The following is a 26,242-nucleotide window of genomic DNA, read 5'->3' on the forward strand; positions in this document are numbered from 1 at the left end:
ATCCTCCGTCGCGCGGCGGAGAGTTTGTGTATTCCCGCGCCAGGTGGCATATGGGTGTTCCAAGACCTGTCGAACGGGAAGACCCCCCTGGAATGCCACATGCGCCCGACGATCCCCTGCGCGGGATCATCCTCAAACTATCTTCGATACTGGCATTCCTGTGCATGCAGACCTGTATCAAGCTCGCCGGCAGCGGCATCGCGCCGGGGCAGGTGACGTTCTACCGCTCGCTTTTCGGTATCGTGCCGATCCTCGTCTATCTCGCCTGGCGGCGCGAGCTCAGGGGCGCCTACAGGACCAGCCGGCCGGTCGGGCATTTCCTGCGCAGTCTTATCGGCATCACGTCCATGGGCATGGGTTTTTACGGCCTCATGCACCTGCCGTTGCCGGAAGTGATCGCGCTCGGCTATGCCCTGCCGCTGCTGTCAGTCGTGTTCGCGGCGCTGCTCTTGGGCGAGGTGGTGCGGATCTATCGCTGGTCGGCGGTGGCCGTCGGGATGATCGGCGTGCTGATCATCTCGTGGCCCAAGCTGACGCTGTTTCGCCAGGGCGGCATCGGCGAGACGGAGGCGCTTGCCGTCGTCATGGTGCTTGCCGGCGCGTGTCTTGGCGCGCTGGCCATGGTTCAGGTGCGCAGATTGCTGGTGACCGAGACGGGGCCGACGATCGCGCTCTATTTCTCCACCTTTGCTGCCCTGATCTCGCTTGCGACCCTGCCGTTCGGATGGGGCGATCTTGCGGTGCTGCCGCTGATGCTGTTGGTTCTTTCCGGCCTGTTCGGCGGCGTCGGGCAGATCATGATGACGGAGTCCTACCGTTTCGCCGACGCCTCCACCATCGCGCCCTTCGATTACAGCTCGATCATTTTCGGGATACTCATCTCGCTCTTCGTCTTTGGAGAGATTCCCACCCTGAACACGATGGCTGGCTCGGTGTTCGTCGTCGGCGCCGGCATATTCATCATCTACCGCGAGCACAAGCTCGGCCTTGAGCGCCGGAACCTGCGTCGCGTGTCATCCTCGCAAACCCCGAACTGAACGGCCGCGTTCATCCCGTACGGGACGTTTCGTCGAAGCTCGTCGGGTCGTATTCTTCCTCATAATCGACAGCCAGACTGCCGGCGGCGTCGGTGCCGCGCATCGGTACCGCGATCGCATGGAAGTCCGCGCGGTCTTCGGGGCTGACGGTTGGATTGCCTCTCAGGACGCGCCAGCCGGCGTAAGCGCCGTAGATCGCAAAGCCGACGGCCAGATAGAGCATCAGCCCGCGTGGACCTGCAAGCTCCATGGCGCCGCCGCCGATCAGCGGCCCGGCGACCGTGCCGAGGCCGTAAAGCACCATCAGCGAGCTCGAAATCGTGACATATTCGCTGGGATCGGCGCGGTCATTGGCATGCGCCACATTCAGCGCATAGATCGGATAGAGCATGGAACCGACGATAAACGCGGTGAAGTAAAGCAGGTTGGGCGTCAGGGGGGTCATGAAGAACATCGCGAAGGCCGAGATCACCCCGGCCACGCCGCAGGCCGCCATGACGTAGCGCCGGTCGGTCAGGTCCGATATCCTGCCGATCGGGATCTGGCCGAGCGCGCCGCCTGCCAGAACGCAGGCGAGCAGCGTTGCGCCCTGCGCCGTCGAAAGCCCGCTGCCGGTGGTATAGACGCCGCCGAGACTGCTCCATGTGCCGGACAGGATACCGGCAAGGATGGCGCCGATGAAGGCGACCGGCGATCGTTGGTAAAGCTTGCCGAGACCGAGTTGCACCTTGGCGATCGGGGCCGGCGATTGCGCGGTCGAGAGCGCGGTCGGCAGGATCGAGATCGCGAACAGGATCCCGCAGACGATGAACAGCGTTGTGCTCTGGGGATCGCCGAGCGGCACGAGATACTGCCCGGCGATCGCGCCGGCCAGCGTCACGATCATGTAGACCGAAAACATGGTTCCGCGGGTCTCGTTGGTCACGCGTTCGTTGAGCCAGCTTTCGATGACCAGATAGCAGCCGGCAACGGCAAAGCCGGCGACCGCGCGCAAAACCGTCCAGACCTGCCATTCCACCATCAGCGCGCTTGCAAGAATTGCCGCCGTCAGAAGCGTTATAAGCGCACCGAAGACGCGCACATGGCCGACCCTCAGCACAAGCGTCGGCGTGACGATGCACGACAGCGTGAAGCCCACCGTATAGCCGGTCGCGATCAGCGAAATAAGCAGCGGCGACCACCCTTCGGCAACGGCGCGCACAGGCACCAGGTAGTTCATCAACCCGTATCCCACCATCATCAGGAAGGTGGACAGCATCAGGCTGGCGATTGAGAACAGGCTGGCAAACATGATCGATCAGCTCCGACCGTTACGGATTTCGATGGCTCTCCTCGGAGATCGGCCAGTGTCAATGCCCGGCCTATAGGATTTTCCCGGCCATGTCGCAACCGCCATGCCGTAAAAGGCGACTGTCTTTTTGGTCGCGATATCCTTAAGTTTTTCAAAAAAAGGAATCAATCGGAACATATTCTCCGGCTGAGATGATGCCCCTGGATTCAAATACAACATGCCCCTTTCCGTTGATATCATCTGTTCGCACCCCAGTTTCCTGCCGTCCCTTGCATATTATGGTGAAGCTCTGGCGGACGTTTACCATACCAACCAGCGGCTCGGCGCCAATCTCGCCTCCCAGCGCCGGTGGTTGATTTCGCAGACGGCGCTTGCGCTTTATTGGGGCGATGGCGGCGGCCTGACGGTGAACCGTCTGATCGAGGTGCTGGCGCCGTTCAGGATTGCCAGCCCGAATACGATCCGCGCCTTCATCAACGAATCCGTCCAATACGGCTTTTTGAACATCGACCCCGATAGTCGCAGCATTCGTCCACGCTACTGGAGGCCCACCGAGGTCGTGAGTACGGCATTGATGGAATGGGTGGCGCTCAACCTGACGATGCTCGATCGCATCGACGGTAAGAACCGCGTGTCGATGTTGATGCAGCGGCCGGACCTCGTTTTCTCGGTCCAACCCAGGCTTGCCTGGAACTGCCTCAACGATCCCGCCTGGCGTCAGCCGCCGCCGCGCGTCGCCCTTCTGCAGAACACCATATCGGGCGGCATGGTGATGGATCATATCGTTTCGCAGATCGGCGCGGGCGCGCCGCAAGACGAACGCTATCTTATACCGCCGATCAATGCGCGCCGGCTTTCCGAGCAGATTTTCATATCGCGCACCCATCTGCAGCGGATACTGAGCAAGGCCGGCGAAACCGGCGTGCTTGGATGGAGCCGGCTGCCGTTCGAGAGCGAGATGTGGATCGACAAGCTGTTCATCGACGAATATTGCCGCTGGCAGGCCGTAAAATCCCATCATATCGACGAGGCCTTCGAATTCTTGACGTGAGGCGAACATGCGTCGGAAGGCGGTGCCGTGCGGCTCCCGGGCGCAGTGCGGCGACAGATTATCGCGCGTTCCTGCGAAATTTCTTGCTTAAGACACAATTTACCCAGCCGCGTTAATATAATAGCTTGAATTTCCGGGTTTTGCCTGCGGTATCTGCTGCAAGGTTGAAAACCTTTGGGGTCGGGCCGATATGGACCGGCATTGGTAAAATAATCGGGTGCGCTAAATGAATTCCGAGTTCTCGCGTAAAGCGGACAACACACGGGTCGTGCAGACGCTGAATCGGGTGCCCGAAAGTGTGCTGCTGTTGAATGCCGCCGGGGTGATCGAACTTGCGAATGAACCCGCATTGGCGCTTTTTGATGTAGACGCCGGCGAACGCGACCTGAACGGGACGCGACTTGCCTCCTTGTTCGATACCCATGGAGCGGCGCGTATCGATCTTGCGCTTGCACGCGTCCTTGGCGATGAGCCGGGCAACAGGCTGGAGGAGGTCCGGGCCGATCTCGTGACCGTACCGTCGCGCATCATCAACCTTTCTCTTGCCCGGATGCGCCACCGTGACGGCGTCTGTGTCGTCGCAACGCCCGGCGGCGCGTCCGCTGCTCCGCAACCGCCGTTGACGCCGAAAGTCGATGGCGTATCCTTCGTCCGGGAGCAGGATCAGCCGGCGCGGCAGCAGATGCGATCCGACCCGCCGTCACAACCGCCGAAAGCCGTAACCGCACCGCTTTCGAGCCACATGCCCTGGAATAATCATGCACGTCGTGTCGCCCTGGACGAGGTGGAACGGGACCAGCCGCAGAATACGCAATCCCATAAGTCGCTGGCTGCGTCGACCAGGCCCGCTCAGGACCATTTGGAGAAAAATGCCAGAGACGTTGCTGCAGATAAGGCTGATAGCGCTAACAAGAATACCCATGCTGATGTTCCGGCGGAGATGTCTTCGCGGGCAAGCTGGAAAGCCAGGCGGCGAGATATCTATGCGGAGTTCGAGTCGGTAAAAGACGAGCGGGAGCGGAACCCGGATTTGCCGCTGATCTCTCCGGCCAAATGTCTGTCGTCAGCCATTGGGCGGCATCGCGGCGAGGCGATCTCGGAGAGCCTGCTGCTGGTCACGGATATCGATGACCGCGAACATCATGTCCGCCTCGATGAAGACATGCTGACCGGGATGTTCGAACATCTGGTCGAGCGCATCATCGCCGTGTCGCCGCCCTATTGCGAGGCCAGGATCAGCCTGTCGCTCGAGGGGCACGAGGGTTTCATCGTCAAATTCGTCGATATCGGGCGCGGGCTCAGCGAGCAGGAACTGGAGGCTGTCTTCAGGCAACCGGAACTCGCCCTCGGCATCTCGCATACCGGGCTGGTCGAGGCTCAGAAGGCGGCTGCCTCGCTCGATCTCGGCTTTTCCGTCAACTCCGGCGTCGCAAGCGGCACGACCGTCGAAATCACCTATGACAGTTAAGTCCGGTATCGCCATATAAAAAAGAGCCGGCGTTGCGGCCGACTCATGCATCATGAATTGTCGGGATCGGCATTGACCCGCAGGCCTTGCTTTTTCCCGGAAAGGCGCTTGTTCTCAGGCGCCGAGCGCGCGCGGTGCGGGGCGCAGAGCGCGGGCATCGTGGTGGCCGACGAGCTTGGAAAAACCCTTGGCAATCGCCCGGTCAATGCCGCGCTGGCCATGGTAACCATTGGTCGAACGTCCGAGCTCGAGCGAAAGGCGTGTGTTCTGCATCAGAGTGGCGTCCATATCGTCAAGAGGTTTCATCTGCCTTGGTTCCTGTGGATCCTCCCAAGACATGATGTGTTATCTCAGACTCGCGCGATCGCGGCAATGGGACCTGCCGGGGGGCTGCTATGCGGTGCGCGCATGCCGGCATTAACTGACTGGTGAAGAAACGGGCAGTCAGCCGAGTCTGGCGCGCAGGGCCTGGAGGTCCAGCCACGCCTCTTTCTTGTTCTTGGGCGCTGCCAGCAGTTCCGAGGGCGAGAATGTCACCAGCGTTTCGAAGCTCTGCCCGCCGATCTCCTTCCGGTGCCAGCTGCCGCGAAGATCGAACACGGTCTTGTGCGGGTCGATCGTCATGCGGCAGGCGAAATTGCCGAGCGTCACCAGCAGCTTCGGCTCGGCCAGCGCGATCTGGCGCTCGAGGAACGGTTGGCAGATCTGGGCCTCGGAGGCGGTCGGCGCGCGGTCGCCGGGCGTGCGCCACGGCAGCGCGGTGGTGACGCCGATATCGGCGCGCGACAGCCCGATCGCGGCCAGCATGCGCTCGAACAATCCGCCGGCGGGACCTGAAAGGGCGGCGCCGGCCTTGTCATCCTCGCCGGTCGGAAACCCGCAGACCATCAGGATACCGCTTTTCGGCATCTCTTCGAGAACGATCGTGGAGCGGGCATTCTGTTTCAGATTGCAGCCCGTGAAGCCCCGGAGGACATCGGCGAGCTCGGCAAGCGAACGGGCGCTCTCGGCGGCAAAGACCGCATCGGAAACCGCCTTGTCGTCGGGGATGGTGGTTTGGGCGGCGGTTGCGGTTCGCGGCGGCTCGGGAGCGCGCGCCGGCGTTTTTGCGGGAGCTGCCCGTTCTGCAGGCTCCGCCCGTGCGGTCTCGGCCTTGTCGGCTGCGGCCTGCGTAAGGTCGGTTGCTTCATCCTCCATCATCGCATCGACGCCGGCATCGGCGTAAAAGCTGAGGAGGGCTGCTGCTTCCCGGGCTGTCAGCGCGCTGGCGATCGTCATGATGCTCCTGTTGGTTCCGTCAGATGCCGCGCGTGGCGCCGCCGTCACAGCGGATCAGGCTGCCGGTCAGGTAGCTGGCCTGCTGCGAGCACAGGAAGGCGGCGATTGCCGCGAACTCCTCAACCCGCCCGAGCCTGCCCGCCGGTATCGCCGTAAGCGTGCCCTTGCGCACCTCGACAAGGGGCTTGCCGGTGCGCTCGGCGGCTGCGTAGTCCAGTTCGTCGATCCGGTCGGTGTGGATGCGGCCCGGCAGCAGGAGATTGGCGGTGATGCCGGATGCGGCGACTTCGCTTGCGAGCGTCTTGTTCCAGCCGACAAGGGCGGACCGCAGCGTGTTGGAAAGCGCGAGGTTGGGGATCGGCTCCTGCACGCCGCCTGAGGCTACGGTGACGATCCTGCCCCAGCCCTTTTCCTTCATGTGCGGAACCAGCCGGTTGGTCAGCGCGATAATGGGGGCAACCATGGAATTGAAGAACCGGTCGAGTTTTTCCGGCGTCATGTCGGCCACGGTTCCAGGCGTCGGCCCCCCGGAATTGTTGACCAGGATGTCTGCCCCGCCGAGCTTTTCCGCAATCGCATCGACCAGCGTTTCGACCACATTTTCTTCGCCGAGATCGGCGACAACATAATCGGCCTTGCCCGCAGTCGTGTCGTTGATCACCTTGCAGTTCTGCGCCAGGCGGTCTTCCGTCCGGCCGCACAGCAGCACATGCGCGCCTTCTTTAGCCAGCGCCTCCGCTATGCCGGCGCCAAGGCCTCGCGAGGAAGCGAGTATGATGGCTTTCCTGTCGGCAATACCGAGATCCATGACGAACTCCTTGTTGAACAGCATACGGGATCGAACGGCCTTGAGGCCAGTTGGGGTTGGCGCACCATAGCCCTTCGCGCCGTCGTGATTCAATCACTATCGGACGCAAACCCGCGCGTCGATCAAATCGGTTTTATTGAGAATCGCCTCATTTGCTGCTGGAAAATGCTGCAATCATTACGATACCTTGTCGGCGCGCCGGACGAGGCCGGTTGGGAAAGAGGATACGCATGAACGAAGACTTACCTGAACGCGAAAGCATGGATTTCGATGTGGTGATCGTGGGGGCGGGCCCGGCCGGGCTTGCGGCCGCGATTCGTCTCAAGCAGGTCAACGAGGAGTTGAGCGTCGTCGTGCTCGAAAAGGGCGCGGAAGTCGGCGCCCATATTCTTTCCGGGGCGGTTGTCGATCCCTCGGGCATCGACCGGCTCTTGCCCGGCTGGCGCGATGAGGAGGGGCATCCTTTCAAGACCCCGGTGACCAGGGATCAGTTCCTGCTGCTCGGTCCGGCGGGCTCGGTTGCGCTGCCCAATTTCCTGATGCCGCCGCTGATGAACAATCATGGCAATTATGTCGTGTCGCTCGGCAATGTCTGTCGCTGGCTCGGCGAAAAGGCCGAGGCCCTTGGCGTCGAGATCTATCCCGGCTTTGCCGCTACCGAAGTCCTTTACGATGAGAACGGCGCGGTCAAGGGCGTCGCCACCGGCGACATGGGCATAGGACGCGACGGCAGTCCCGGCCCGAATTATACCCGCGGCATGGAGTTGCACGGCAAATACGTGCTGATCGGCGAGGGCGTGCGCGGGTCGCTGGCCAAAGAGCTGATCGCGAAGTTCGGGCTCGATGCCGACCGCGAGCCGCAGAAATACGGCATCGGCCTGAAGGAACTCTGGCAGGTGAAGCCGGAGAATCACAAGCCCGGTCTGGTCCAGCATTCCTTCGGCTGGCCGCTCGATCGCAGAACCGGCGGCGGCTCCTTCCTTTATCATCTGGAGGATAATCAGGTTGCCGTCGGCTTCGTCGTGCACCTCAACTACAAGAACCCGTATCTTTACCCCTTCGAGGAATTCCAGCGGTTCAAGACCCATGCCGCGATCGCGCCCACCTTCGAGGGCGCCAAGCGGCTTTCCTATGGCGCGCGCGCGATTTCCGAGGGCGGATACCAGTCGGTGCCGAAGCTTTCCTTCCCCGGCGGCGCGCTGATCGGCTGTTCGGCAGGCCTCGTCAACGTGCCGCGCATCAAGGGTTCGCACAATGCGGTTCTGTCCGGCATCCTCGCCGCCGAACATATCGCCGATGCGCTTGCGGCCGGCCGCAGCAATGATGAGGTCACCGGGATCGAGGCGGACTGGCGCAAGGGCGCCATCGGCAAGGACCTGAAGCGGGTCCGCAACGTCAAGCCGCTCTGGTCCAAATTCGGCACCTATGCCGGCATTGCGCTGGGCGGTCTCGACATGTGGATGAACACCCTATTCGGCGTCTCGCTCTTCGGCACGATCAGGCACGGCAAGACGGATGCCGAGGCGCTGGAGCCTGCGGCCAGACACAAGCCGATCGACTACCCCAAGCCCGACGGCGTGCTGACTTTCGACCGGCTGTCGTCGGTGTTCCTGTCCAACACCAACCACGAGGAGGATCAGCCGGTCCATCTCAAGGTCAAGGACATGGACCTCCAGAAGCGTTCCGAACTGGAGATTTATGCCGGCCCGTCCAGCCGCTACTGTCCGGCAGGGGTCTATGAATGGGTGGAAAAGGACGGCGAGGAGACATTCGTCATCAACGCCCAGAACTGCGTCCACTGCAAGACCTGCGACATCAAGGATCCCAACCAGAATATCGTCTGGACGCCGCCGCAGGGCGGGGAGGGGCCGGTCTACCCGAACATGTAGGCGCCGGGCCGGAACCATCGCATTGTATCCGGCGTTGGTGTGCGACAACCTTTTCAAGGAACCCGAATGCGTCTCAAGGGCATCTTCAACCGCGATGGCGGCACGTTCAAGACTACCGACATGGACGCGTTCCACAAACTGGCCACCGAGATCTTCACCGCTGCGGGCCATGAATTCGACTGCGATATTGTCGAGGGAAAAGGGGTCAAGCAGGCAATCGAGAAGACTGCCGAAGGTTCCGGTTTCGACGGCATGATCGTCGGCGGCGGCGATGGCACCGTGTCGCTCGCCGCAGGTTTCCTGCACGGCAAGGATAAGCTGCTGGGCGTGGTGCCCGCCGGCACAATGAACCTTTTCGCCCGCAGCCTTGGAATTTCGTTCGATATCGAGGAAGCGCTGGAGGAGCTTGCCAATGGCAGGCCGGTGCGCGTCGACATGCCGACGATCAACGACCGGCCGTTCATCCATCAGTTCTCCGCCGGCCTCCATGCCACGATGATCAGGAACCGGGAAAAGCTCGACTATGATTCGCGCCTCGGCAAGATTTCAGCCAGCACCCGCGCCTGGTTCGATACGCTGAGGACGGTGCCGGACGTGCGTGTGCGCTACCAGAGCGACCACGGCGATGGCGAGGGCAGCTTTGCCCTGCTCGGCGTCTCCAACAATCGCATTCACAACAATGCCGTACCGTTTTCCGACCGTCCGCAGGGCGGAAAGCTCGGCGTCTATCTGGTCAAGGCAAGCGATTTCGACAACATGGTGGGCTTCGCCATGGACTACCTGACCGGGCATCTCGAGGATAGCGAGAATGTCACGCTGTTCGAGGCCGAACGGATTACGCTCGATTTTGCCTCCACCGACATGGATCAGTCGCTCGATGGCGATCTGATCGAGGTGATCGGTCACGCGGTGATCGAACAGCATCCGGGCGCGTTGCATGTCATCGTGCCCGCCGATAGCGATCTTACCTGATCCGGTTTACTGAAAGGCCGTCTCGTAGAAGCTTCTGAGCTTGCGTGAATGCAGCCTTTCGGGCGGCATCGCCGCGAGCTTCTGCACCGCCTTGATGCCGATATGGAGGTGCTGGCGCACCTGGGTGGTGTAAAACGCGGTCGCCATGCCGGCTAGTTTCAACTCGCCATGCAGCGGCCGGTCGGAAACGCACAGAAGTGTGCCGTAAGGCACCCGGAAGCGAAAGCCGTTGGCGGCGATCGTCGCCGATTCCATATCGAGCGCGATCGCGCGCGACTGGGACAGCCGCTTGACCGGCCCGCTCTGGGGGGAAAGCTCCCAGTTGCGGTTGTCGATGGTCGCCACGGTGCCGGTGCGCATCACCCGCTTCAGCTCGTAGCCTTCGAGCCCGGTCACCTCTGCGACGGCCTCCTCCAGCGCGAGCTGCACTTCCGCAAGCGCCGGGATCGGCACCCAGACCGGCAGGTCGTCGTCCAGCACATGGTCCTCGCGGACATAGGCATGGGCCAGCACATAATCGCCGAGCTTCTGGCTGTTGCGCAGCCCCGCGCAATGGCCGAGCATCAGCCAGGCATGCGGGCGCAGCACAGCGATATGATCGGTGATCGTTTTGGCGTTGGATGGCCCGATGCCGATATTGACCATCGTTATCCCGCAATTGTCGCCACGTTTCAGATGATAGGCGGGCATTTGCGGCAGGCGCGCGCTGCCGCGGCCTTCTTCCGGCTCGACCTCGCCCGGAAGCGTGATGACATTGCCCGGCTCGACGAAAGCGGTATAGCCATCGCCGCCATTCGCCATGGTCTCGCGGGCAAAGGCGCAGAACTCGTCGACGTAGAACTGATAGTTGGTGAACAGCACGAAGTTCTGGAAATGCGCCGAACTCGTCGCCGTGTAATGGCTGAGCCGCGCCAGCGAGTAATCGACTCGTTGCGCGGTAAATGGCGCCAGCGGCTGCGGCTTGCCGGGCTCCGGCTCGTAGTCGCCATTGGCGATCAAATCGTCGGTGGTGTTGAGGTCCGGGGTATCGAAAATGTCGCGCAGCGGCACGTCGGCGAGCGCCGCGAGGTCGGCCTCGACATGGGTATTCTCGCCGAAGGCGAAATGGAGCGGGATCGGCGTTTCCGATTCGCCGATGGTCACCGGAACCCCGTGATTCTTGATCAGCAGCGAAAGCTGGGCGATGAGGTAATCCTCGAACAGGTCCGGACGGCTGATCGCGGTCGCATATTCGCCGGGGGTTGCTACATGCCCGAAGGAGAGGCGAGAATCGGTGAGGCCGTAGCTTCCCGTTTCGATGCTGATCTGCGGATAGAAGGCGCGATACCGCCCCTCGATCGCCGCGCCGCTCGCAAGCGCCACGAAGGCATCGATCAGAAAGCGGGTGTTGCGCTTATAGAGCGCCTGCAGCGCCTTCACCGCCTCGCGCGCATCGGTAAAGCCTTGCGGCTCCTGGCGGTCCGGGCTGATGATCCTTGCTGCCATAGGTTCGTAATCGCGCATCTTGTCACCCTTGCATTTACCCGCCGATCGGCGCTCACTGACGTGAAGCCCACCGGTCTTTTAACTGCTTCAGATCGATCTATATCGTTTGGGACGGGGTTTTACGACACGAAGAGGATGATTTTCATGACCACTCCGATTGAACTTTATTACTGGCCCACGCCCAATGGCTACAAGATCACCATCTATCTTGAGGAGGCTGGCGTTCCCTACAATGTGAACTATGTGAATATCGGCAAGGGCGATCAGTTCAAGCCGGATTTCCTGAAGATATCGCCCAATAACCGCATGCCGGCGATCGTCGATCCGGACGGCCCCGGCGGCGGGCCGATCTCCGTGTTCGAGTCTGGCGCGATCCTGCAATATCTCGGCCGCAAATTCAAAAAATTCTACCCCGAGACCGAGCGCGAGCGCGTCGCGGTGGAAGAGTGGCTGTTCTGGCAGGTCGGCGGTCTCGGGCCGATGGCGGGCCAGGCCCATCATTTCCGCAATTACGCCCCGGAAAAGATCGAATACGGCATCAACCGCTATACCAATGAGGTCAACCGCCTCTATGGCGTCATGGACCGGCGGCTGGCGGAGGCCGAATATCTCGGCGGCGACTATTCCATTGCCGACATGGCATCGATCGGCTGGGTCAGATCCCATGAGGGCCAGGGGCAGGATCTCAACGATTTCCCGCATCTCAAGCGCTGGTATGAAACCGTCATGGCCCGCCCCGCCGTCAAGGCCGGCATCGCGGTCGGACAGGCCGAGCGGGAAAAGATGAACCTTGCCACCGACAAGGACGCGCAATCCGTGCTGTTCGGCCAGAAGGCGCGTTCATGATCAACAGCAGTCCGGTTTTCGCTGGAAGCGCGGCATCTGCCGGGCGTTCCGGGAAATGTCCGGTCGCGATCACAACTTCCGCACCGCGATCGGCGAGCCGTTGCTGATCGTGTCGCTTGGATGCTGGATGACGCGATCGCCGGGCGAAAGCCCGCCGGTGATCTCGGCGCTTTCGTCGTTCATCTGGCCGATTGTAACGCTCGTCAATTCGGCGCGGTCGTCCAGGACCCGGAAAACCTGCCACTGATTGCCGGAGCGGAAAAGCGCCGCGATCGGGACCTGTACGACATCGTCCGCCTGCCAGACGGTCAGTCGAGCGTAGATGCGGAAGGCATCGCCGAGCCCTGCGGGCACATGCTCGAAATCGAGGATTGCGTCGACGCGCTGTTCGGAGATGCCGAGCGCCGAGGTCTTTTCGTAAGCGGCCGGATCGATGCGCCGTACGGTTGCCGCGATCGGTGAGCCGCCCCAGTCGACAATCTCGGCGCTCGACCCGGGACCGATCCTGACCGCGTCGCTCGACAACAGATCCACCACGGCTTCGAGATCGTGCGGATCGCCGATATCGGCGATCTTGGCGCCGATCGCGACCGGCTGCGCGCTGCGGGCGTAAATCTTCAGGATCATCCCGTCGGCGGGCGTCACGAGATCGATGCAGCAATCCTTTTCCGGCGCATAGGCGGTCGCGCGCGGTTCGGAGAGGCGGGCGGCGGCGGCCTTCAACTCGGCCTCTCGCAGGGTCACCGTTGCCGCGGCGGCATCGAGCTGCGCCCTTGCAACGTTCACGGCGGTCATCGCCTGTTGCAGTTCCATTTCCGAGATGGTGTTGCGCTGGCTGAGGTTCCTGTAGCGCCGCAGTTGATCCTCCGCCTGCTCAAGGTTCGCGGCCGCCCTGATGTTGTCCGCCTTGGCAATGGCCACCGCCACCTCCGTCGCGTCGCGCGCGGCCCCGAGCTCAACCTTGGTGCGCGGGTCGAGCAGCGCCGAGGCCGAGGGCAGAATCCGCGCGACGACGCTCCTTCCGGCTTCGACCGCGTCGCCCTCCTCGAATTCGGTGCGCAGCATCTGGCCTGCGATCGGCGTGTGGATGGTGTAGATATCCTTCACCCGGGTCTTGCCCTCCTGAAGGATGGTCACCGCCATCGGTCCGCGCTCGACGGTTGCGACGTCAATGGAGACCGGCTTTTCGCGCATGGCGTAATAAAAGCCGCCGATGATTGCGAGTATGAGAAGGGCCAGAAGCCCTCTCTTGATCCACTTGGCCATCAGGTCACTCTCTTGTTTTCAAAACCTCGACCAGATCGAAACGGTCGATCCGGCGGCGGACAATCAGGGCGGAAACAATACCCGCGACAAAGACAACCATCGATGCACGCGCATAGCTGCCGATATCGACGGCGAACGGAATGGTGAAAACGTCGCTGGAGAGGTCCGCGATGAGTGTTTTGGCGATTTGGTAGCCGATATACCAGCCGATCGGCTGGGCGAGCGCCAGCAACACGGTGATTTCGACCAGCAGAACCTGCGAGACCTCGCCGCGTGAAAACCCCAAAACCCGCAGGCTCGCCAGCTCGCGCCCGCGCTCGGAAAGCAGAATGCGGGCGGTGTTGTAGACGATGCCGAAGGTGATCACTGCGGCCAGCAGCACGTAGATCGTCGTCATGATCGAGATGTTTTCGTTCATGGTCTTGCGGAAATTGGCGAGCGAAAGCCGGTTGAGCGCAACGCCGGCGATCTTTGGCGTGGCCTTCACCGCGCGGTAAAAATCGGAGAGCCGGGCCTCGTCGAGGGCGATGTTGGCCGCCGAAACGCGCCTGCCGTCGCCGATCATGTGGTCGAGCGCGGCGGCGTCCATATAGACCGACAGTCCGAGCAGGCTCTGGACCACCGAGGTCACCGGCACGGAGACGATCCGGTGGTTGCGAGTGACGAGTTCCACCTCTGCCATATCGCCGGGGGAAAGACCGAGCGTTTCGGCGACGCGTTCGGAAATCATCAGCCCCTGAGGGGGGATCGAAAGCCGGACCGCGTCGGGATCGACCACGCGGGAAAGGTCGTCGGCGTCGGAGGCGCTTGCGATCGAAACATGTTTTTCGCGGTAGCCGTTGCGCATGATCACCGGCACGTTGCGGTACCCCTCGCTGCGCATCACGCCCGGCAGGCGCGCGACAGCAAGAAGCGCCTCCAAGGCCTGGTCGTCGCTAAACTGCACCGTTGCGAACTGGCGCTGGGTATCGAAAAAGATCGACTTGATCATCGCGTCCATCGAATTGGTGCTCGCAAGTCCAACGGTCAGCAGCGCGACCGGCATGGCGATGCCGATGATGGTCAGGCCTGCGCGCACGGGAAACCGTGTCAGATTTCGCAATGCCATGATCGTAAGCTCGGAAAAAAGCCGGGGTAGATGCCAGCGTCCGACAAACGAAAGCTTGTAGTGCAAGGGTTCGGGCGGGCGCATGGCCACGGCGGCAGGCAGGCTGGCGGCCTGATAGATGACCCGCGCCGCGCCCAGAAGCGCTGCACCCGTCGCAACGCCGGCCGCGAGGAGATAGACATCCAGGCTCCAGGCGAAAACCAGAAAGGGAAATGTGTAAAATCGCACGTAGACGCGCGTCATCTCCACGCCCCGCCAACTGCCGAGCGCAAAGCCGACCGCGATGCCGGCGACGACGATGATCAGGATCAGCTTGGTATAGTGAACGGCAATGGCGGCACTTGAGAAGCCGAGTGCCTTCAACAACCCGATCTGTTCGCGCTCGAGGGCGATGAGGCGCGAGAGGACCATGTTGACCAGAAAGGCCGCCACCGCCAGAAATATCGGAGGAATGATCGAGGCCATGGCCTCGAGCCCCTGGAGTTCGCCATCCAGAAAGGTGTTGGACATCTGCCGGTCGCGGCCGTAAGCGCCGATGGCGCCATAGGGTTTGAGCACGGTGTCGAGCCGCTCGATCACCGTCGCCTCGTCGGCGTTGCGACCGAGCGTCACGGCGACGGAATTGAACGCGCCGTCCATGTCGAAAATCCCGTCGAGCACGGTTTCGGGCATGAAAAGAACGCCGAATCGGGCGTTGTCGGGCACCATGTCGCCGGGGCCGATGGCATAGACATATTCCGGCGAAAGCACGATAGCGGTGATGCTCAGCCGGCGCTTTTTGCCGTTCATCAGCGCCTCGAAATGATCGCCGGGAGAAAAACCGTGCGCCTTTGCGAAGCTCTCCGAAACCGCCACCTCGCCGGGACGCTCCGGATCCGGCAGTCGGCCGGCGCGGATATAGGGGCGGTTGAGCACTGGTTCGCCGCTATCGGGCAGCGAGATCACCATGCCGGCGGCGGGTTCGGCCATGCCGGTGACATCCAGCACCACCGAATGGACAACGCGGAAATCGGCAAGCGTCACGCCGTCAATGGCGCGTATATTGCTTGCAAGATTATCGGGTGCGCGGGTGACAGTCGCGAACACATCGGCAAAGCGATAGCGCGCATAAAAAGTATCGCGGGTTTCGACCAGCGAGCGGTAGACGCCGACGGCCATGATCAGCGTTGCCACGCCGCAGGCAAGCACCAGCGCGACGGCGAGCAACTGGGCCCAGAGTCTCAGAACGTCGCGAAACAGCTTGCGGTCGAGAATCGGCATCGGTCACCACTGAATTTCGGAGGGTTGCAACCGGGTCTCGTTGACGTCGATCCCGTCAATGGCGCCGTCGCGGAAGTAAACAACCCGATGGGCGATTTTGCGGATATCGGCGTTGTGCGTGATGATGGCGACGGTCGCGCCGAGTTCGGCATTGATGCGATAAAGCACATCGAGTACCAGAATGCCGGTCTTGGAATCGAGCGCGCCGGTCGGCTCGTCGCAAAAGAGCACGTCCGGCTTCTTGGCGATCGCGCGGGCGATGGCGACGCGCTGCTGTTCCCCGCCTGACATCTGTGCGGGGAAATGATCGAGCCGGTGTTTCAGCCCGACCATTTCCAGCGCCTCCTCCGGTCGCATCGGGTCTTTCGATATTTCGGCCACAAGTGCCACGTTCTCGCGCGCCGTCAGACTCGGGATCAGATTGTAGAACTGGAATACGAAGCCGATATGGGCACGGCGATAGCGGGTGAGCTTCCACTCGGGATAGTCTGAGATCATCTCGTCGCGGAAGCGCACCGATCCGGAACTGGCGCGGTCAAGGCCGCCGATGATGTTGAGTAGCGTGGACTTGCCGCTGCCGGAAGGTCCGAGCAGCACAACCATCTCGCCGGCATGGATGTCGAGGTCGACGTCGCGCAACGCCGTCACCTCGACATCGCCGCTGCGGTAGACCTTGGAAATGCCGCGCACGGAAAAAATCGGGATGCCGACCGGCGCGGCGTCCATTTCAGTGTTGCTGTGGCGGTTCTGCATAATTCTCCGTTTTCCCGGATTCACCGAATGCTGCCTGCGATCGCGTCAGGCTGATCGGCAAACCATGCGCTGGGACAAGTTTATACCAGGCTACCGCAGTTGCATTGAGCTTTGTCAACGCAAGGCGGGCTATCCGGAGAATTGAATGCGGTGCTGTCGTTTGCTACCGGGATCGGTGAGGTCGGAACGAGGCTGTACTCATCCGCCTTGCCGAGGCCGCAGCGCCGCGCCGTATCTTATGCGAGCGCCTTCAGCACCGCCGGCAGTTCTTCGGCAAGGAGTTGCATGTCGCGATGCGGGCCGGTCGACACGCGGATGCAGCGGTTGAGCGGCGCGACGCCCGGCATGCGGATGAACACGCCGCGCGCGCCGAGGGCATCGACGATGGCGCGCGCATAGGCGCCGTCCCGGCCGCAATCGATCGCCACGAAATTCGTGGCCGAGGGCAGGGGCGCGAGACCGTTGTCGCGCGCGATGCCGGCGATCTCCTCGCGCGAATCCCGGATGCGGCCGACCACGGCCTGCAGATAGGCCTGATCGGCAAGCGCTGCCTCGGCCGCCACGAGGCTCAGCCGCGGCATGCCGAAATGGTTGCGGATCTTGTCGAATGCGCGGATCGTCTGCGGCGCGCCGATTGAATAGCCGACCCGCGCGCCCGCCAACCCATAGGCCTTGGAAAAGGTGCGGAAGCGGAGAATATTCGGGCGGTCGAGAAAACGCGCGATATCGGGAAAGGCCTCGGCCGGGCCGCATTCGCAATAGGCCTCGTCCAGCACCAGCATGCAGGTTTCCGGAAGCGCGTCGGCAAAGCGGGCGACATCGTCGGCATGCCAGAAACTGCCCATCGGGTTGTCGGGATTGGCGAAATAGACCAGCGTGGCGTCGTTCGTGCTCACCGCCTCGATAAGCCCGTCGATATCCTCACGATCGCCGGCATAGGGCACATTGATGCGCCGGCCGCCATAGCCATCGACATGGTAGCTGAAGGTGGGATAGCCGCCGAGCGAGGTGACGACAGCGGTTCCGGGTTCCACCAGCAGGCGCACGATCATGCCCAGAAGTCCGTCGACCCCTTCGCCGATCACGATGTTCTCGCTGCCGCAGCCAAGATGGGCCGCCAGCGCCTGGCGCAGCGACAGGTGTTCGGGATCGGAATACTTCCAGACCTCGCCCGCCGCCTCGCGTATCGCCGCAAGCACTGTCGAGGCTGGGCCGAACCCGCTTTCGTTGGCGCCGAGCCTCGCGATGATCGGATAGTTCCGGGTGCGCTCCAGCGCCTCCGGTCCCACGAACGGCACGGTCGCGGGCAGGTTTTGGGCAAGGGCGGTAAAGCGCGGGAAGTCGGTCATGAAAGGCGTTCCGGTTTGAAAGTCGCACAAACATAATCGCTCGCCCATCAATGGCAAGCAAAGCTGTCGCCGGAAACCCGCCGCAAATGCAAACGGCGCCCGAAGGCGCCGTTGATCATGGCATGCGCGCTTGCCGCTTAGCGGAAGGCGCGAGCCGAAACGCGGTCGATATCGGAAGGCAGAAGGCCGATATCCTTGAGTTCTGCAGCCGAAAGATTGCGCAGCTGGGCGCGGGTGCGGCGGTAGGAGAACCATTTCATGGTGAGGTCGAAGGGGTTCATGGGTGTTTCCTCGTGAATGACAGGAGCTTGTGCTCCGGATTTCTTATGTGAGGCCTATATACCCGAATCCGAAAGCTGCTGTTGTGCAAGTTTTATGCAACTGCCATGCATTTGTGCGCATGGTTGCGCATTCCGTATGCAGTCCCGACGCTGTGATTATTTTTGAGGCTGGTTCGCCTGGAGGGTCCTGAACGGCGCGCAACGTCGCCGCAGACGCGCATGCTATAGCGTCGGGCGAAAAAGTGGAATCCGGTTTTTCGCCCGACGCGTCAAACTAAAGAATCTAGAGCATTGCCCGATGCTCTGGACAGGAATGATTCCCGGATGATTCCGGCAAATGTCGGGAGAAGGGCAAAAAAATAACGCCCACCGGGGGAGGAGGATCCGGTGAGCGTCATTTGCGTTGGTCGACGACTGGGAGGAGGAGTGTCGTCAACCCATCGAAGCGCGTATGGGAGGAGGAGCACGCTGCTTCGAATATGTAACCCGTTTCCGGGCCAGGTATCGGCTCGACCATCTGGCCTTCCGATCACCCTGTTGATCCTTATATAGCGCGCCCTGATGTTTTTGGGGAGTGACATATCGACATGGAAGGTATGCACTCAATGCATGTCTCGCGCGGCCAGCGGCGCTGAGCCGTCAGCGCGGACACCTGGCGAGGTATCGCACGATCTGTGCTTCATCCATCGGGCGGCAGAAAAAATAGCCCTGCTGGAAATGACAACCAATCGCGTCGAGCTTGTCCCTGTGCTGCGCGGACAGCACGCCCTCGCAGATCACCTCGATTTCAAAGGATTCCGCGATTTTTGCGATCGTCTCGACAATCACCAGGCTTTCCGGTGAACGCACGATCGGCTCGATCAGCTGTCCGGCGATTTTCAGCCGGTCGGGCCGGACCTGCGTCAGTCCGACCAGCGACGCATAGCCCGAGCCGAAGTCATCAAGATCGATGCCGATGCCGGTTTTTCGGATTTCGTTGACGACTTTCAGCAGCGCGTTATCGCTGTCATCGAAGGGGATCGACTCAAGCAGTTCGAAATGGAATTTGCCCGGCGGCAGTTTGACGGCCTTGAGTTGCTGCAGCAGTGACGGGTCCTGCAGACGCTGGGCGGAAACATTGACGGAGAGCGTCGGCAGCGCGATGCCCTCGGCCTCGCAGCGGCCCAGGACGTCGAGCGTCTTTGCGAACACGATCTCATCGATCCGGTGCAGCAGGCTCAGCTTTTCGGCGACATCGATGAACATTTTCGGTTCCATCAGGCCGCGTTGCGGGTGCCGCCAACGCGCCAGCGCCTCGACCCCGACGACCTCGAACGTTCTGCTATCGAAAATCGGCTGGTAGAAAGCGGTGATCTCGCCGCGTTCCAGCCCTTCCTGCAGGTCGTCCTCAAGGCGTTTCAGTTCAAAGGTTTGCGCCATCAGGTCATGGGTGTAGTGCACGGTGCGGCCCCGCCCGCGATTCTTGGCGTCGTAGAGCGCAAGGTCGGCCTTCACCAGCAGGTCGCTGGCTGAAACGGGCTCCGCATCGACGACGGCAATGCCTATGCTGATACCCACCCTGCATGCGCGTCCGTCGATTTCCACCGTTTTCGCAAAGGCATTCGCGAGGCTGTCAGCGAAGGCGTCGACATCGCTTTGCGGCGGCATCAGAACGACAAACTCATCGCCGCCGGTGCGCGCCAGAAAATCGTCAGGGCCGAGTTTTTCAGTGAAGATGTTCGCCGCAAACCGCAGAACGTCGTCGCCGAACACATGGCCCATCGTGTCGTTGAGAGTCTTGAAGCCGTCGAGGTCTATCAGCACGAGCTTGGTGCCCTCGCGCAGCGTTCCGCCGGTTTGCGCCGCTTCGAGCTTTTTTTCGAAGTGCCGCCGGTTCGCGACGCCGGTGAGCGGGTCCTCGAGCGCGAATTTTTCCATCTGCAGTCGCGCGTTCTCGAGTTCGGCATTCTGGGCTTCGGCGCGGGCCTTCGCTTCTGTCAGCGCTTTCTGCTGTTCCTTGTCGGCGGAGACATCCCAGTTCACGCCAACATATTTTCGTCGTCCGTCCGCATCGCGGAAGGCGTTGCCGGCCGATCGGATCGACTTCTCGACGCCATCCGGCGTAATGATGCGGTATTCCTGTCGAAAGCCCGTGTCGCCGGTATCCTTCCAACTGAACCGTTTCATCCGCGCGCGGTCATCGGGATGTAGGAAGCTGCGCCATTCTTCAAACGTATGGAAATTGCCCCAACCCTCGATCCCGTAGATTTTCAGGATCTGGTCGTCCCAGATCTGCTCTCCGGAATCGAGGTCGTGCTCCCATAGGCCGATATTCGAAGCGTTGAGCGCAACGTCGAGATGGCGCGACAGATTGTCGATCGCCATCATGCTTTGCTGGATATGCCGGTTGTCGCGCAACCGCGCCCTGAGAAGGATGATCAGGGCGAGAAAGGGGGTCAGGAACGCAAGCACCACGATGCCGGCGATCATGAGGAATATCCGGCTCCAGTTATTCGGACCCTCGTCCAGCGGGTCGGGAAGGATGCGGATCGTCCATTTGGCATTGCCGATCTGGGTGGAGAAATTGACGGTATCCGCGGCATTGAGATTGGCGTTTCCGGCAATCGCCTCGGCTTTGTCCATGCCATCGATCTCGACCGAAAACAGCGTCGATTTGGCGAGTTCCAGCAAGCCGACCGCTTCCAGGACGGACCTGAACCCGATCACCAGTTCAATGACATCGTTATCCGCGCCGATACGGTAGATGAGCCCCTTCTGGCCATCCGGCAATGTGTAGGGACCGAAGAACTGCTGGCCCGTATTCCCCTTCGGCGGCAATGGCAGCGAGAGCACAGCCTGCCTGGCGGATTGCGGAAGCACCAGCGGAGGCTGGCCCGGGCGCTGCAGGATGACCGCCTGCGTCCAGGGCGCGGTTGCCAGGTAGGCCGCCGTCGCGCGCTCGAAATGGGACATGTCGGTGCCGTCCGCGAGCGCCGCCGAAAGCGTCTCCCCCCCTTGAATCGAAACCTCGAAAATGGTCCTGAGCGCTTTGCCGAACGTGCTCAGCCTGCCCTCTGCCAGGATGCGTCGTTCTTCCTTTATCGACTCGCGGAGAAATATGCCGCCCGCATAGGTGCCGATCGCGAGCGTTCCAAAGAACAGTATTGTGAGTATCGTGAGCAGCCGGATTGTCCGGCTGTGATCGCGAGCATTCCTCACATCGTTCAGCGTCTCCATTGGTCTGCCCGCTGGAGAGACCTGGCACCATAATGCATCGCAAATCCCCTGTTGCGCACTTGCCCGTTTCGGAGTTGAACCGTCCTGCCCTGCCTCGGCAATGTTCCCTTGCCGGTCAGAACATGCGCTCCGACCGCGCAATTTTTTGACCCCTTCTGTGATAGGATCGCGCCGGCCCGTAGTCAAACGCGTTCGCCTTTTGAAGGACCGGAAGCGTCGCGTCGGTTAATCGGCGATGAAGGAGAGAGCGAGCGTCGCGGGGGCGTAGAACTGGCGCTGTGTACGGGGATCGCGGCGATCAAGGGTGAGGAGCGGCGGCTCGGCGCCAAGCATCGCAACGGCGCGAAGCACCAGCGCGTGCGCGGTTGAAAGCCGCTTCGCCGCCGAGCGGCTGTCGCGCGCCAAGTCCAGGAGCGCCAGCGCCAGCACCGCGCTTGCGAGATAATCGCCGTGAAGACGCTCGTCCTCGAAAAGCGTGGCCGCGAGCCTTGCCGCAGCTTCCGGCAGTTCTGCCATCAGGCCGCCGTCTGGCGCAGCGTCAGCCGGACCGCGATCGATTTCGAGGTCGGCGTCCCGCTCTCGTCGCCATAGCTCGAAAGCGGCACAAGCACGTTGAGTTCGGGGAAATAGCCCGCCAGGCAACCACGCGGAATGTCGTAGGGGATCAGCTTGAAACCCGCTGCCACACGGGTGACGCCGTCGGCATCCGGGCCGGTGATGTCGACCCGCTGATGGGCCTTTGCGCCAAGCGCCGTGATATCGTCCGGGTTTGCGAACACCACCTTGCGTTCGCCGTAGACCCCGCGATAGCGGTCGTCCATGCCGTAGATCGTGGTGTTGTACTGGTCGTGGCTTCGCATCGTCTGGAGGACGAAGCGATCGGGTTCATCGGCCCGCGCCTGATATTCGGTGCGCGCCGGCAGCGCGCCGGTATAGAAATTGGCCCGGCCGTTCGGCGTGTTCCATTCGCGTCTGGCGGCGCTGTTGCCGAGGTCGAAGCCGCGCGCCCGCCGCACCCGGGCGTTGAAATCGTGAAATCCCGGAATCGTTCTTTCGATCAGATCGCGGATCCGGTCGTAATCGTCGGCAAGGCCCGGCCAGTCGACGATGTCGGAGCCGACCGTGGCATCGGCTATCCCCGCGACGATCGCGATTTCCGAGCGCAGTTCGGGGTCGGCGGGCGGATTGATGCCGGCCGAGCCGTGCACCATGCTCATCGAATCCTCGACCGTCACCAGTTGCGGCTGGCCGGCACTGTCGAGATCGATTTCGGTGCGTCCCAGACAGGGCAGGAGATAGGCGTTTTCGCCGGGCATGGTGTGGCTGGCGTTGAGCTTGGTCGCGATCTGCACCGTCAGCCGCTGGCCTCTCAGCGCGTTTTCGATGAAGCCGCTGTCGGGCACCGCGCGGGCGAAATTGCCGCCAAGGCCGATAAAAGCCTTCGACCGGCCGGAGATCATCGCCCCGATCGCCTCGATCGTGCTGTCGCCATTGTCGCGCGGCGGGCTGAAGCCGAACTCTCGCTCCAGCGCATCGAGAAACGCCGCCGGCGGCTTCTCGTTGATGCCCATGGTGCGGTCGCCCTGGACGTTGGAATGGCCGCGCACCGGGCAAAGCCCCGCGCCCGGCCGGCCGATATGGCCGCGCAGCATCATGAAATTGGTGATCTCGCGGATGGTGATCACCGAATGGCGGTGCTGGGTGATGCCCATCGCCCAGGTGCAGATCACCCGGTCGGCGGAAAGATAGATCGCCGCGGCTTTCTCGATTTCGATGCGGGAAAGCCCCGACTGATCCTCGATCGCCGCCCAGTCCGTCGCATCGACTGCGGCGACGTAATCCTCGAAACCGTCGCAGTGGGCGGCGATGAAGGCATCGTCGAGAACCGGCTTTTCGCCTGCAGCGCGCGCGTCGCGATCGGCCGCGATCACGGCCTTTGCCATGCCGCGAAACACTGCCATGTCGCCGCCAAGCCGCGGCTGGAAATAGTCGCTGGCGATCCGGGCGCTGCCGTTGACGATCATCTCGCGCTTGCGCTGCGGATCGGCGAAGCGCTCCAGCCCGCGTTCCTTCAGCGTGTTGAAGGCCACGACCCGGGCGCCGCGTTCGGCCGCGCGTCTGAGGTCGCCCAGCATGCGCGGATGGTTGGTTCCCGGGTTCTGGCCGACCACGAAGATCGCATCCGCCTGTTCGAAATCCTCAAGCCGCACCGTGCCCTTGCCGATGCCGATCGAGCGGGAGAGCGCCACGCCGGAGGCCTCGTGGCACATGTTGGAACAGTCCGGCATGTTGTTGGTGCCGAAAATCCGCACGAACAGCTGATAGAGATAGGCCGCCTCGTTGCTCGCCCGGCCGGAGGTGTAGAACTGCGCCTCGTGCGGACTTTCCAGCGCATTGAGATGCGCGGCGATTTCGGCAAACGCGACCGCCCAGCTCACCGGCTCGTAATGGTCGGTCTCGCGGTTGTAGCGCATCGGGTGCGTCAGCCTGCCGTAATTTTCGAGCGTGAAATCATCGAGCTGCCTGAGTTCGCTGACGCTCAGTCGCGCAAACAGGGCGGGATCGGCGCGTCGCTCGGTCGCCTCCCAGGAGACCGCCTTCACGCCGTTTTCGCAGAATTCGAAGGAGGAGCCGTGCTCGGGATCGCCCCATGCGCAGCCGGGACAGTCGAAGCCGTCGGGCTGGTTCGCCTTCTGCAGCGCCCGGACGCCGGAAAGCGGCGCGCCGCTTGCCACCAGCGACCTGCCGGAGGCAATCAGCGCCGGCCAGCCGCCGGCCGCCTTCGACGCTCTTCTATCCTTCTGATCCATGCGGATGCCTCCCGTGATGATCAATCATAGCAAATAACCGTTTCGTCCTTCAATGCGTTCGTCGTGCGGCGATTTCACACCCCTGTCATCAAAAGGTTGTCAGACGGCGATTCCATTTCCATGCGAAACCCACTAAGAGATGGGCGCCGGGGGAACCGCATGCGCGGGGCAGCGTTGCAGACAGAAAGGTCATCACAAATGAGCCATCTGGACGAAGTATTGCCGGGTCAGAACGAACCGCGCGACGCGCTGCTGGAAATCTACAATGAGGAAGGCGCCGTCAGCGCCGAATTCATTGCTCAGATAGAGCAGGCGATCGCCGATGGCGATGTCGATTTCCTGCGCGAACAGATCGCGGGCCGCCACGAATCCGAAACCGGCGATGTCATCGAGGCGCTTTCCCACGAAAACCGTCCGGAACTTGTGCGGCTGCTGGGCGAGGATTTCGACCTTACCGCGCTGACGGAAGTCGATGAGGCGATCCGTCTCAACATCATCGAATCGCTGCCCCCCGAACAGTTCGCCACCGCCCTGGCCGCGCTCGATTCCGACGATGCCGTCTACATTCTGGAGGACCTCGCCGACGACGATCGCGAGGAGATTCTCTCCAAGCTGCCCTTTACCGAAAGGATCCGCTTCGCCCGATCGCTCGACTATCCCGAAAGCTCTGCCGGTCGGCGCATGCAGACCGAGTTCGTGGCCGTGCCGCCGTTCTGGACCGTCGGTCAGACGATCGATTACATGCGTGAGGATGAGGAACTGCCCGAGAGTTTCTCGCAGATTTTCGTGGTCGATCCGACATTCCGATTGCTCGGCGCCGTCTATCTGGACCAGATCCTGCGGACCAAGCGTCAGGTCAAGATCGAAGCGATCATGCACGACACCAACCACCCGATCGCCGCCGAACTCGATCAGGAGGAGGCGGCGCAGGTGTTCGAGCAGTACGACCTTCTCTCCGCCGCCGTGGTCGACAGCAATGACCGCCTCGTCGGCGTGCTGACGATCGACGACGTCGTCGATGTGATCCATGAAGAGGCCGATGAGGATATCAAGCGCCTCGGCGGCGTCGGCGACGAGGAACTGTCGGACAATATCTTCCGTGCGATACGCTCGCGTTTCGGCTGGCTGCTGATCAATATGGGCACCGCGTTTCTGTCCGCCAGCGTGATCGGCCTGTTTGACGAATCGATCGGCAAGATGATCGCGCTCGCGGTGCTGATGCCGGTGGTGGCCTCCATGGGCGGCAATGCCGGCACCCAGACCATGACCGTGACGGTGCGCGCGCTCGCCACCCGCGACCTCGATATCTACAACGCCGCGCGGATCATCCGCAGGGAGGCGGGCGTCGGCATTTTCAACGGGCTTGCCTTTGCGCTGCTGATCGCGCTTGCCGCAGGCTACTGGTTCGACAATCCCCAGCTTGGCGGCGTCGTGGCCGCCGCGATGATCATCAACATGTTCGCCGCCGCCATGGCCGGTATCCTGATTCCGCTGCTTCTCGACAGGGCCGGCGCCGACCCCGCCATATCATCGTCCGTTTTCGTGACCACCACCACGGATGTGATCGGTTTTTTCTCGTTTTTGGGAATTGCGACATGGTGGTTTAATATCTAGTTATGTCGGCACTTACATTTAGAATTGCTTGAATAAAGTATGACGGGGCGGGAACGTGCAGAGAAGGCATTATTCGATTTCGGAACTGACGCGCGAGTTCGGGGTATCGACCCGGACGCTTCGGTTCTACGAGGATGAGGGCCTTTTGCAGCCCGAGCGGCGCGGCCGGACACGGCTCTACAGCGAGGGCGAGCGGGTGATGATCAAGGAAATCCTTCGCAGCCGCCGCATCGGTTTGTCGCTCTCCGAGATCAAGGACGTGCTGGCCCTGTTCCATGGCCTTCCCAGCGAAACGAAAGAGCTCAAGAAGACGATGGAATCGATCAAGGCCTGGCGCGAATCGCTGCGCCAGAAGCGGCGCGACATCGACGAACTGATGGGCGAGCTGGATCTGGCCGAGGAAAACTGCCTTGGCCGGCTCGCTGAAATCGGCGTCGGCACCTGACGTTTCTCCCCATTT

At 61.9% G+C, this 26,242-nt stretch carries 21 protein-coding genes; 8 read left to right on the forward strand and 13 right to left on the reverse strand.

What is annotated here, in order from left to right; translation table 11 throughout:
* Positions 1-92 precede the first annotated feature (92 nt).
* The gene (locus tag HQ843_RS14550; RefSeq protein ID WP_180897646.1) at positions 93-1,037 is read left to right on the forward strand and encodes a DMT family transporter; all 945 of its coding nucleotides are present in this window, start codon (positions 93-95) and stop codon (positions 1,035-1,037) included.
* 10 nt (positions 1,038-1,047) lie between these two features.
* Here HQ843_RS14550 and HQ843_RS14555 read toward each other — a convergent pair whose 3' ends face one another.
* Positions 1,048-2,328, reverse strand: coding sequence for an MFS transporter (locus HQ843_RS14555; RefSeq protein ID WP_180897645.1), 1,281 nt, complete (start codon positions 2,326-2,328; stop codon positions 1,048-1,050).
* Positions 2,329-2,545: 217 nt separating this feature from the next.
* Between HQ843_RS14555 and HQ843_RS14560 the strand changes: the two genes are divergently transcribed.
* The gene (locus tag HQ843_RS14560; protein WP_180897644.1) at positions 2,546-3,379 is read left to right on the forward strand and encodes a hypothetical protein; all 834 of its coding nucleotides are present in this window, start codon (positions 2,546-2,548) and stop codon (positions 3,377-3,379) included.
* Between the two features lie 268 nt (positions 3,380-3,647).
* Complete coding sequence (locus tag HQ843_RS14565) at positions 3,648-4,847, forward strand: hypothetical protein (protein ID WP_180897643.1); 1,200 nt, start codon at positions 3,648-3,650, stop codon at positions 4,845-4,847.
* Between the two features lie 114 nt (positions 4,848-4,961).
* Here the strand turns inward: HQ843_RS14565 and HQ843_RS14570 are convergent, their stop codons facing one another.
* The 3 genes from HQ843_RS14570 to HQ843_RS14580 all read right to left on the reverse strand — a co-directional run bounded on the left by HQ843_RS14570 (position 4,962) and on the right by HQ843_RS14580 (position 6,933).
* Positions 4,962-5,153, reverse strand: coding sequence for a hypothetical protein (locus tag HQ843_RS14570; RefSeq protein ID WP_180897642.1), 192 nt, complete (start codon positions 5,151-5,153; stop codon positions 4,962-4,964).
* A gap of 138 nt (positions 5,154-5,291) precedes the next feature.
* A complete protein-coding gene (locus HQ843_RS14575) occupies positions 5,292-6,125 on the reverse strand; it encodes a uracil-DNA glycosylase (RefSeq protein WP_180897641.1) in 834 nt (277 codons plus the stop codon).
* A gap of 19 nt (positions 6,126-6,144) precedes the next feature.
* Positions 6,145-6,933: an SDR family oxidoreductase gene (locus HQ843_RS14580; protein WP_180897640.1), complete on the reverse strand. Its 789-nt coding sequence runs from the start codon at positions 6,931-6,933 to the stop codon at positions 6,145-6,147.
* Between the two features lie 230 nt (positions 6,934-7,163).
* Between HQ843_RS14580 and HQ843_RS14585 the strand changes: the two genes are divergently transcribed.
* Entirely contained in the window at positions 7,164-8,822 is a 1,659-nt protein-coding gene (locus HQ843_RS14585; RefSeq protein ID WP_180897639.1) for an electron transfer flavoprotein-ubiquinone oxidoreductase, read from the forward strand.
* A gap of 66 nt (positions 8,823-8,888) precedes the next feature.
* On the forward strand, positions 8,889-9,794 hold the full coding sequence (locus HQ843_RS14590; RefSeq protein WP_180897638.1) for a diacylglycerol/lipid kinase family protein: 906 nt from the start codon (positions 8,889-8,891) through the stop codon (positions 9,792-9,794).
* 6 nt (positions 9,795-9,800) lie between these two features.
* On the opposite strand, the gene HQ843_RS14595 is transcribed toward HQ843_RS14590, so the two are convergent.
* Entirely contained in the window at positions 9,801-11,297 is a 1,497-nt protein-coding gene (locus HQ843_RS14595; protein ID WP_180897637.1) for an AMP nucleosidase, read from the reverse strand.
* A 126-nt stretch (positions 11,298-11,423) separates the two neighbouring features.
* On the opposite strand from HQ843_RS14595, the gene HQ843_RS14600 reads away from it, so the two are divergent.
* Complete coding sequence (locus tag HQ843_RS14600) at positions 11,424-12,125, forward strand: glutathione S-transferase N-terminal domain-containing protein (protein ID WP_180897636.1); 702 nt, start codon at positions 11,424-11,426, stop codon at positions 12,123-12,125.
* A 69-nt stretch (positions 12,126-12,194) separates the two neighbouring features.
* On the opposite strand, the gene HQ843_RS14605 is transcribed toward HQ843_RS14600, so the two are convergent.
* The 8 genes from HQ843_RS14605 to HQ843_RS14640 form a co-directional block, all read right to left on the reverse strand.
* The gene (locus tag HQ843_RS14605) at positions 12,195-13,391 is read right to left on the reverse strand and encodes an efflux RND transporter periplasmic adaptor subunit (protein ID WP_246710113.1); all 1,197 of its coding nucleotides are present in this window, start codon (positions 13,389-13,391) and stop codon (positions 12,195-12,197) included.
* 4 nt (positions 13,392-13,395) lie between these two features.
* Positions 13,396-15,759, reverse strand: a complete 2,364-nt coding sequence (locus tag HQ843_RS14610; RefSeq protein ID WP_180897635.1) for an ABC transporter permease — start codon at positions 15,757-15,759, stop codon at positions 13,396-13,398.
* A gap of 3 nt (positions 15,760-15,762) precedes the next feature.
* Complete coding sequence (locus tag HQ843_RS14615) at positions 15,763-16,485, reverse strand: ABC transporter ATP-binding protein (protein ID WP_210275355.1); 723 nt, start codon at positions 16,483-16,485, stop codon at positions 15,763-15,765.
* Between the two features lie 263 nt (positions 16,486-16,748).
* Positions 16,749-17,861, reverse strand: a complete 1,113-nt coding sequence (locus tag HQ843_RS14620; protein ID WP_180897633.1) for a pyridoxal phosphate-dependent aminotransferase — start codon at positions 17,859-17,861, stop codon at positions 16,749-16,751.
* A gap of 137 nt (positions 17,862-17,998) precedes the next feature.
* Positions 17,999-18,142 (reverse strand): DUF1127 domain-containing protein, encoded by a 144-nt coding sequence (locus tag HQ843_RS14625; protein ID WP_180897632.1) that lies wholly within the window; start codon positions 18,140-18,142, stop codon positions 17,999-18,001.
* A 639-nt stretch (positions 18,143-18,781) separates the two neighbouring features.
* Positions 18,782-21,358, reverse strand: coding sequence for a putative bifunctional diguanylate cyclase/phosphodiesterase (locus HQ843_RS14630; RefSeq protein WP_180897631.1), 2,577 nt, complete (start codon positions 21,356-21,358; stop codon positions 18,782-18,784).
* A 225-nt stretch (positions 21,359-21,583) separates the two neighbouring features.
* A complete protein-coding gene (locus tag HQ843_RS14635; RefSeq protein WP_180897630.1) occupies positions 21,584-21,874 on the reverse strand; it encodes a hypothetical protein in 291 nt (96 codons plus the stop codon).
* Entirely contained in the window at positions 21,874-24,168 is a 2,295-nt protein-coding gene (locus HQ843_RS14640; RefSeq protein WP_180897629.1) for an FdhF/YdeP family oxidoreductase, read from the reverse strand. Before HQ843_RS14640 ends, HQ843_RS14635 begins: the two co-directional genes overlap by 1 nt.
* Before the next feature lie 198 nt (positions 24,169-24,366).
* Between HQ843_RS14640 and mgtE the strand changes: the two genes are divergently transcribed.
* The gene (mgtE, locus tag HQ843_RS14645; RefSeq protein ID WP_180897628.1) at positions 24,367-25,782 is read left to right on the forward strand and encodes a magnesium transporter; all 1,416 of its coding nucleotides are present in this window, start codon (positions 24,367-24,369) and stop codon (positions 25,780-25,782) included.
* A gap of 55 nt (positions 25,783-25,837) precedes the next feature.
* Positions 25,838-26,227: a MerR family transcriptional regulator gene (locus HQ843_RS14650; protein ID WP_180897627.1), complete on the forward strand. Its 390-nt coding sequence runs from the start codon at positions 25,838-25,840 to the stop codon at positions 26,225-26,227.
* Positions 26,228-26,242 lie beyond the last annotated feature (15 nt).

Source organism: Martelella sp. NC20, from assembly GCF_013459645.1.
Classification (GTDB): domain Bacteria; phylum Pseudomonadota; class Alphaproteobacteria; order Rhizobiales; family Rhizobiaceae; genus Martelella.